The sequence below is a fragment of the Sphingomonas sp. Leaf33 genome (assembly GCF_001421785.1).
In the GTDB taxonomy this organism is placed as follows: domain Bacteria; phylum Pseudomonadota; class Alphaproteobacteria; order Sphingomonadales; family Sphingomonadaceae; genus Sphingomonas.
Genome location: NZ_LMLB01000017.1, coordinates 272804 through 273075, shown reverse-complemented (window position 1 = coordinate 273075; position 272 = coordinate 272804). Strand labels below are relative to the sequence as shown.

The 272-nt window shown below is 68.8% G+C and carries 1 pseudogene; it reads left to right on the top strand.

What is annotated here, in order from left to right:
• Positions 1–95 (top strand): annotated as a pseudogene (locus ASE86_RS16575) (DNA-3-methyladenine glycosylase 2 family protein); the annotation flags it as partial.
• Positions 96–272 lie beyond the last annotated feature (177 nt).

Here is a 272-nt window from a genome sequence, read left to right as displayed (position 1 = left end):
TGACGCGACAACTGGCCGAGCCCTGGCGACCGCACCGCGGCGCGGCGGCGATCATGACGTGGCATCATTATCGTGCGGATATGCAGGTGATCTAGGAGCGGGCGGCGCGCCGTTTGCACCAGCAATCCGAAGACTCGCCACGTCGGGCAGCGGGGCGGCGGAGCCGCCGCGTCTGACGGCGGGGCGTCCCGGGAGAAGTTAGTCGGAAGCTTACTGAAAACGCAGGTTCGCCACGCCCGTCAGACGGAACCGCTTGCGCGGTCCCGCTGCCC